General features: G+C 39.8%; 6 protein-coding genes. 2 read left to right on the top strand and 4 right to left on the bottom strand.

The genetic code is table 11. The features are described from left to right. Positions 1-115 precede the first annotated feature (115 nt). Both K1I67_RS07405 and K1I67_RS07400 read right to left on the bottom strand, forming a co-directional pair. Positions 116-1294, bottom strand: a complete 1179-nt coding sequence (locus K1I67_RS07405; protein WP_223339450.1) for a pyridoxal phosphate-dependent aminotransferase — start codon at positions 1292-1294, stop codon at positions 116-118. Next, a complete protein-coding gene (locus K1I67_RS07400; protein WP_025171282.1) occupies positions 1291-1779 on the bottom strand; it encodes a cell wall elongation regulator TseB-like domain-containing protein in 489 nt (162 codons plus the stop codon). Before K1I67_RS07400 ends, K1I67_RS07405 begins: the two co-directional genes overlap by 4 nt. A gap of 261 nt (positions 1780-2040) precedes the next feature. Here K1I67_RS07400 and K1I67_RS07395 point away from each other — a divergent pair, with 261 nt between their 5' ends. Beyond that, a complete protein-coding gene (locus K1I67_RS07395) occupies positions 2041-2589 on the top strand; it encodes an NADPH-dependent FMN reductase (protein WP_223339449.1) in 549 nt (182 codons plus the stop codon). Between the two features lie 194 nt (positions 2590-2783). Here K1I67_RS07395 and K1I67_RS07390 read toward each other — a convergent pair whose 3' ends face one another. Next, positions 2784-3974 carry an O-antigen ligase family protein gene (locus K1I67_RS07390; RefSeq protein WP_223339448.1) on the bottom strand — a complete coding sequence of 397 codons (1191 nt, stop codon included), beginning with the start codon at positions 3972-3974 and terminating at the stop codon, positions 2784-2786. A gap of 210 nt (positions 3975-4184) precedes the next feature. Between K1I67_RS07390 and birA the strand changes: the two genes are divergently transcribed. Further along, positions 4185-5120, top strand: coding sequence for a bifunctional biotin--[acetyl-CoA-carboxylase] ligase/biotin operon repressor BirA (birA, locus tag K1I67_RS07385; RefSeq protein WP_075227541.1), 936 nt, complete (start codon positions 4185-4187; stop codon positions 5118-5120). Positions 5121-5175: 55 nt separating this feature from the next. On the opposite strand, the gene K1I67_RS07380 is transcribed toward birA, so the two are convergent. Further along, positions 5176-6366, bottom strand: a complete 1191-nt coding sequence (locus tag K1I67_RS07380; RefSeq protein WP_223339447.1) for an acetate kinase — start codon at positions 6364-6366, stop codon at positions 5176-5178. Between the last annotated feature and the right edge of the window lie 35 nt (positions 6367-6401).

Here is a 6401-nt window from a genome sequence, read left to right as displayed (position 1 = left end):
CCTCTATACTGTTTTTTGCAACTCTAGTATATCAGATGAACATGTCTTTTGTGTTGCACTTCATTTTACAACAGGGCCAAAAAAATCTCCGTCTAAACGACGAAGATTCTCATTTTTAATTTTCCATAAATTGGTGGAGACGACGGATGGCTTCCTTCAATGTATCCAAGTCTGTCGCATAGCTGAGACGAACATTCTCTGGTGCTCCAAATCCAGCACCAGTAATCAAAGCCAGACCTACTTCCTCAAGGATAGCCGTTGTAAATGCTGTTACATCGCTATAACCTTTCATCTCCATAGCTTTTTTAACATTAGGAAAGAGATAGAAAGCTCCTTGTGGTTTGACAACTTCAAAACCAGGGACTTCACACAAGAGTGGATAGATGGTATTCAAACGTTCTTCAAATGCTTGACGCATAACTTCCACAGAATCTTGCGGTCCAGTTAGTGCCTCGATTGTTGCGTATTGTGAAACAGCGGTTAGGTTAGAAGTTGTTTGACCAGTCAATTTGCTCATGGCAGCGATGATTGCTGGATCACCCACTGCATAACCTACACGCCAACCTGTCATTGCGTAGGCTTTTGATACCCCGTTAATGACAATGGTTTGCTTGCGAATGGCTTCTGATAGACTAGAGATTGGGACGAATTCATTTCCGTTATAGACCAAACGACCATAAATATCATCTGCTAGGATGAGAATGTCATGTTCAACAGCCCAATTTCCAATGGCCAAGAGTTCCTCACGAGAATAGATCATCCCAGTCGGATTAGATGGTGAGTTAAGAACCAAGACCTTGGTCTTATCTGTACGAGCTGCTTCTAATTGCTCTACAGTTACTTTAAAGTGATTGTCTTCTTTGGCTTGGACAAATACTGGAACACCTTCGGCCATCTTAACCTGGTCTCCATAGCTAACCCAGTAAGGTGTTGGAATAATGACCTCATCACCAGGGTTGATCACAGCCATAAAGAAAGTATAAAGGGAAAACTTAGCACCAGTCGCAAAAGTAACCTCATTAGCCGCTACGGAATAACCATAATAACGCTCAAAATAGGTATTGACTGCTGCTTTTAACTCAGGCAAACCTGAAGCTACCGTATAGAAAGAAGCACGTCCATCTCGAATGGCTGCAACAGCAGCATCTTGAATATTTTCAGGAGTATGGAAATCGGGCTGACCTAAAGTTAAGAAAAGTACATCTTTTCCTTCAGCCTTTAACTTCTTTGCTCTTGCATCACTAGCCAAAGTCACACTTTCTTCCATTTCTAAGACACGTTTAGATAATTTCATAGCTTCTCCTTTTCGATTAGGGCACCAGTTTCAAAATCTACTAGATAATAGTCTCCTCCAGACTTGATTTCCCAAACAGGCTTTTCAGCATAGCGTCCAAAGGTAACCGTATCAATTTCAGTAGCTCCTTTTTCTCTAACAACTGCTTCTGCTTTTTCTTGTGAAGTACCATTTTCTAGTTGATATACGTAAATATTGTTATTACTTTTCTCTATTAAAACAGCAACTGGTTTCTGATTCTTATCTTGACCAAGAACGCTATAATAGCTTTCTAAGCCATTAAAGATATCAACTTGGCTGACCGTTTCTAGATTCGCATACTGCTTAGCCAGTTTTTCCCCTTCCACCTTTGCTGTCTGATAAGGCTTCATGCTAAGCCACACCAAATAGAGAAAGGAAGAAGTCACAACTAGAGCCAACAGGGTCAAACCAATGCTGTACTGAAATAATAAGGAATTTTTTTCTTTTTTCTGTCTCATTTTCACTCGTCTATTTTACCATCTATCCAAGTGAATTACAAGTGAATAAAGGAGGAGGATTTGGCTCGGAACTTCTCTTATGACAGGAGTATATGACGCTTGAATCATTGATTTCACAGACTTTTCATAATCTCTACTCCTAAAAATAATCTTGACTATCATCGATTTTTATTTTCTGAGCAGATTTCTTGCAAATGATTTCGTTTTGTTGTAACATTGTTTATAACAACAGAGAAAGCTCTGATTAAAATATAAAGGAGACTCCCTATGTCTAAAAAAGTATTATTTATCGTTGGTTCACTTCGTGAAGGTTCCTTCAACCACCAAATGGCGCTAGAAGCCGAAAAAGCTCTTGCAGGAAAAGCTGAGATTAGCTACCTTGACTACTCAGCAATCCCACTTTTTAACCAAGAACTTGAAGTTCCAACTCTTCCAGCTGTAGCAGCAGTTCGTGAAGCTGTTCTGGCTGCTGATGCTATCTGGATTTTCTCTCCAGTCTACAACTTCTCAATTCCTGGAACAGTTAAAAACTTGCTTGATTGGCTTTCACGCGCTCTTGACTTATCTGAAACTCGTGGTTCATCTGCCCTTCAAGATAAAATTGTTACTGTGTCTTCAGTAGCAAATGCAGGTCATGAACAACTCTTTGCAATCTACAAAGACCTCTTGCCATTCATCCGTACACAAGTTGTAGGTGAATTCACTGCAGTTCGTATCAATGATTCTGCTTGGGTAGATGGTAAACTAGTCCTTGAAGACAGTGTTGCTACTTCCCTAAAACAACAAGCTGAAGACTTGGTTCAAGCTATACAATAATTGAGTTGAAAAAAGAGAGTGGGACAGAAATCGGTAATTCGTTAGAATTCGATTTCGTCGTCCCACCTCCGCACAGTTGAGTAGGGCTGTAAAAGCTGATAAAATCAGCGTAGTAGAGCCCACTCAACCACTGCGTCTTGCTCGATAATCCAAAGACAATTGAGAGGCTAGGACTTTTGTCCCAGCCTCTTTCCTTAATCAACTAATTCATCAATCATACTATGTTTTAGTGGTAAACTACACATCACTAACAGGAAAATAAAAGATGATTGAATCCAAAAGAGAGCCAAATCAAAAATTCCGTGCACAGCTACTACTGTCAAGAAAGAGAGGTAAAGTCCAAGGATAGGACGCTTACTAGGTACTTGACTCATATCAATCAACATTCGTACCGGAGTGGCAGAGGCAATCCCCAAGAGAACGGTACCGACAACTCCATAACTCAAAATCGTATCTATATAAATACTATGAGCATGTTCATGATAAGGTGCTCCAATACGAGGGAAAGAGTGCATGTAGGTTAGCGGTCCTTCACCCCAGAATGGATTTTGCTTAAACAAGGCCATTCCAGCATTCCAGATAGAAACACGTTCTTCCATAGATGAATCTAAGGTTCCCATTCGAACACCCAAATCACTCGAAAATAGAAAGGCTAAACCAACCCCAAAAACTCCTATACTAAGCCAGAAGGCACGCCAGTTTTTAATGGTCGTGAAGAGGTAAATGATGGCTCCAAAGATGATGGCTGGAAAAGCCGTCCGATTCTGCGTAAAGTTTAAACCGAATAAATTAGCAAAGATGGCAATCATAGAAAAGATTCGTAACCACCTTAACTTAGTTGTGCTAATCAGATAAAAACCAATCATGATACAGAAACAACAGATAATTCCATAGTAATTAGGGTTAAAGAAGGCAACCTCCGCTCGGTTTTGATGCCAAACCTGCATCCGTGGTGAGAGGAAGGTATAATCAAATTTCTTTACAATTTGGAAATGTTCCAAGGCTGCAAAGACTGCTGCCAAGACACTCGAGGCTAAAACTCCTTCAATCGCCAACCTGAAAAATTTAGGAGTCAATTGAGCTTGGTAATAGTAAAAGAAGATGGCAAACAGAAACATGGCCACCGAAGAAACTACTCCCATCACATTTTGTGCTAGAAGAGAAATTGCAGTGCTATAAGCAATAAAAAAGAGCAAGATAGGGTGTTGAGACAAACGTTTCAAGATTCCCTTCATCTCCCCGGTATATACTAACCAAAGTAAGTAAGAGATAAAAATAATAACAAAAAGATAAAAAGGGAGAAAAATACTCAGAATAACTCCTAAAAGAAGTCCTTCTTGTTTCGATAAACTTTTTAACTTTTCAATGACACCTATTGATTTCACAACAGATCCTTTCCTTCTGAATATCACATTCAGATAAATAAGTTATTAAAACATTTTACCATTTTTCAAGAGATTTGAAAACCTCTTTGCCTCTATACTCCTAACTAAAACTGGGTAAAATTTTATAGTTAGCTAAGATTACTTGAAAATCGCTATCCCTTTTTTAAAAATATGGTACAATAAATCTAATTGTTCCAGAAAGGGTCTAGCATGAAATCCTACCAAGAAGTCTATAAAATACTAGCTACTGAAACTGATTATCTAAGCGGAGAAAAAATAGCTGAGAGATTAAACCTATCTCGAACTTCCGTATGGAAGGCGATCCAACGTCTCCAACAAGAGGGTCTGGAGATTGACAGTATCAAAAATCGTGGGTATAAACTTCTGGACGGAGACCTTATCTTGCCTCAGGAAATCGAAGCGAATAGTTCCATTACTGTCCAGTTTAAACCCTCAACAAAATCTACCCAAACCGATGCTAAAGAGGCTATGGAAGCTGGTGCTAAAGGGGATAAACTCTACCTTTCCACTAGCCAAACTATGGGACGCGGTCGTTTTCAACGTCCTTATTACTCACCTGATAAGGGGGGAATTTACATGTCCCTTCACCTACAACCCAATCTCCCTTACCAGAAACTTCCCGCCTATACACTTCTAACAGCTGGGGCTATCTACAAGGCTATCAAGAATCTTAGTTTGATTGATGTGGATATCAAGTGGGTCAATGACATTTATCTGAACCAGAAAAAAATTGCTGGTATTCTAACAGAAGCCATTACCTCCGTCGAAACTGGACTCGTTACAGATGTTATCATTGGGGTCGGGATCAACTTTTCTATCGCTGATTTTCCCAAGAATCTACAAACTAAAGCTGGAAGCCTATTTACTCAAAATACTCCCATTACTCGCAATGAATTGATTGCTGAAATCTGGAAATGTTTCTACGAAACAGAAGCCGATGAACTCCTCTATCTCTATAAAAAACGCTCTATCGTTTTAGGAAAAGAAGTCTCCTTTAAGCAAGAGCACCAAACTATCTCAGGTAAAGCCTGTGACATCTCTGACCAAGGACAACTACAGATAGAATTAACCACTGGTGAAAAAATTTGGCTCAATAGTGGTGAAGTTTCGCTGACTAAATGGTAGTTCTACTAGATCAAAAAAATCGACCTTCAATAAGAAAGGTCAATTTTTTGTTCTTTTATTTTTTCAAACGTTCAACATCACGCGCGATAACGAGTTCTTCATCCGTTGGAATAACAAGTACACGAATTTTTGCTGCTTCTGTTGAGATATCTCCAGTCACACCAAAGACATTTTTCTCTGGATCTACATCACAACCGAACCAAGAAATACCAGTGATAACTTTTTCACGCACACCAGTTGCATTTTCACCAACTCCTGCAGTAAAGATAATGGCATCTGCTCCGTTTAGGACAGCCAAGTATTGTCCGATGTGTTTCTGGATACGGTCAACGTACATTTCAAGAGCCAATGTTGCATCAGGATCACCTGCTTCCATTGCTGCTTGAACATCACGCATATCACTAGACTTACCTGAAACACCCATCAACCCTGACTCACGATTGAGGATACGACTGATGTCCTCAGGCTTGTTAAAGTCCTCTGTATATTGCATTAAATAAGGAATGATGGCTGGATCAATATCCCCTGTACGAGTTCCCATCATAACACCACCAAGTGGAGTGAATCCCATTGAGGTATCAACAGATTTCCCACCCTTAACAGCTGTGATAGAAGCACCATTACCGATATGGCAGGTAATCAATTTCAACTCTTCAAGTGGACGTCCCAAGAGTTTTGCTGCTTCTTGAGCAACATACTGGTGGCTTGTACCGTGAGCTCCATATTTACGAACCTTGTTTTCTGTATAATACTTAGTTGGTAATGGATAACGGTAGGCTTTCTCTGGCATTGTTGTGTGGAATGATGTGTCAAAGACTGCTACACTTGTGATCTCTGGCAACAATTCTTTGAAGGCACGAATACCCGCAGCGTTTGCAGGGTTGTGCAATGGAGCAAGAAGTCCTAGTTCTTCGATTTTTTCTAGAACATCCCCTTCAACGACTGTAGACTCTTTGAAGTATTCTCCACCTGCAACAACACGGTGTCCAACACCAGTAATTTCATCATAAGATTTAATAATATCAAAACGGATCAAGTCATCAAGCAAAATCTTAACTGCCAAAGTATGGTTGTCAATGTCAAGGACTTGTTGTTCTGAGCGACCATCGAACTTAACTGTAGAAATAGAATCTTTCAATCCAATTCGCTCAATCAACCCTTTTGCAAGCACTTTTTCTTCTGGCATTTGGTAAAGTTGCCATTTCAAGCTAGAGCTTCCAGCGTTAATTGCAATGGTTTTTGTCATAATGTTTCCCCTTTTTTAAGCGTTTTCAACTATTA

It is taken from the genome of Streptococcus infantis (genome assembly GCF_019929575.1).
Taxonomy (GTDB): Bacteria; Bacillota; Bacilli; order Lactobacillales; family Streptococcaceae; genus Streptococcus; species Streptococcus infantis_L.
The sequence above is the reverse complement of the archived record's forward strand: the minus strand, read 5'-3'. Positions and strand labels throughout refer to the sequence as shown.

Excerpts from the sequence above, each read along its gene's own strand:
- K1I67_RS07405 (WP_223339450.1), bottom strand. The coding sequence starts at position 1,294 with ATGAAATTATCTAAACGTGTCTTAGAAATGGAAGAAAGTGTGACTTTG.
- K1I67_RS07395 (WP_223339449.1), top strand. The coding sequence starts at position 2,041 with ATGTCTAAAAAAGTATTATTTATCGTTGGTTCACTTCGTGAAGGTTCC.
- birA (WP_075227541.1), top strand. The coding sequence starts at position 4,185 with ATGAAATCCTACCAAGAAGTCTATAAAATACTAGCTACTGAAACTGAT.
- K1I67_RS07380 (WP_223339447.1), bottom strand. The coding sequence starts at position 6,366 with ATGACAAAAACCATTGCAATTAACGCTGGAAGCTCTAGCTTGAAATGG.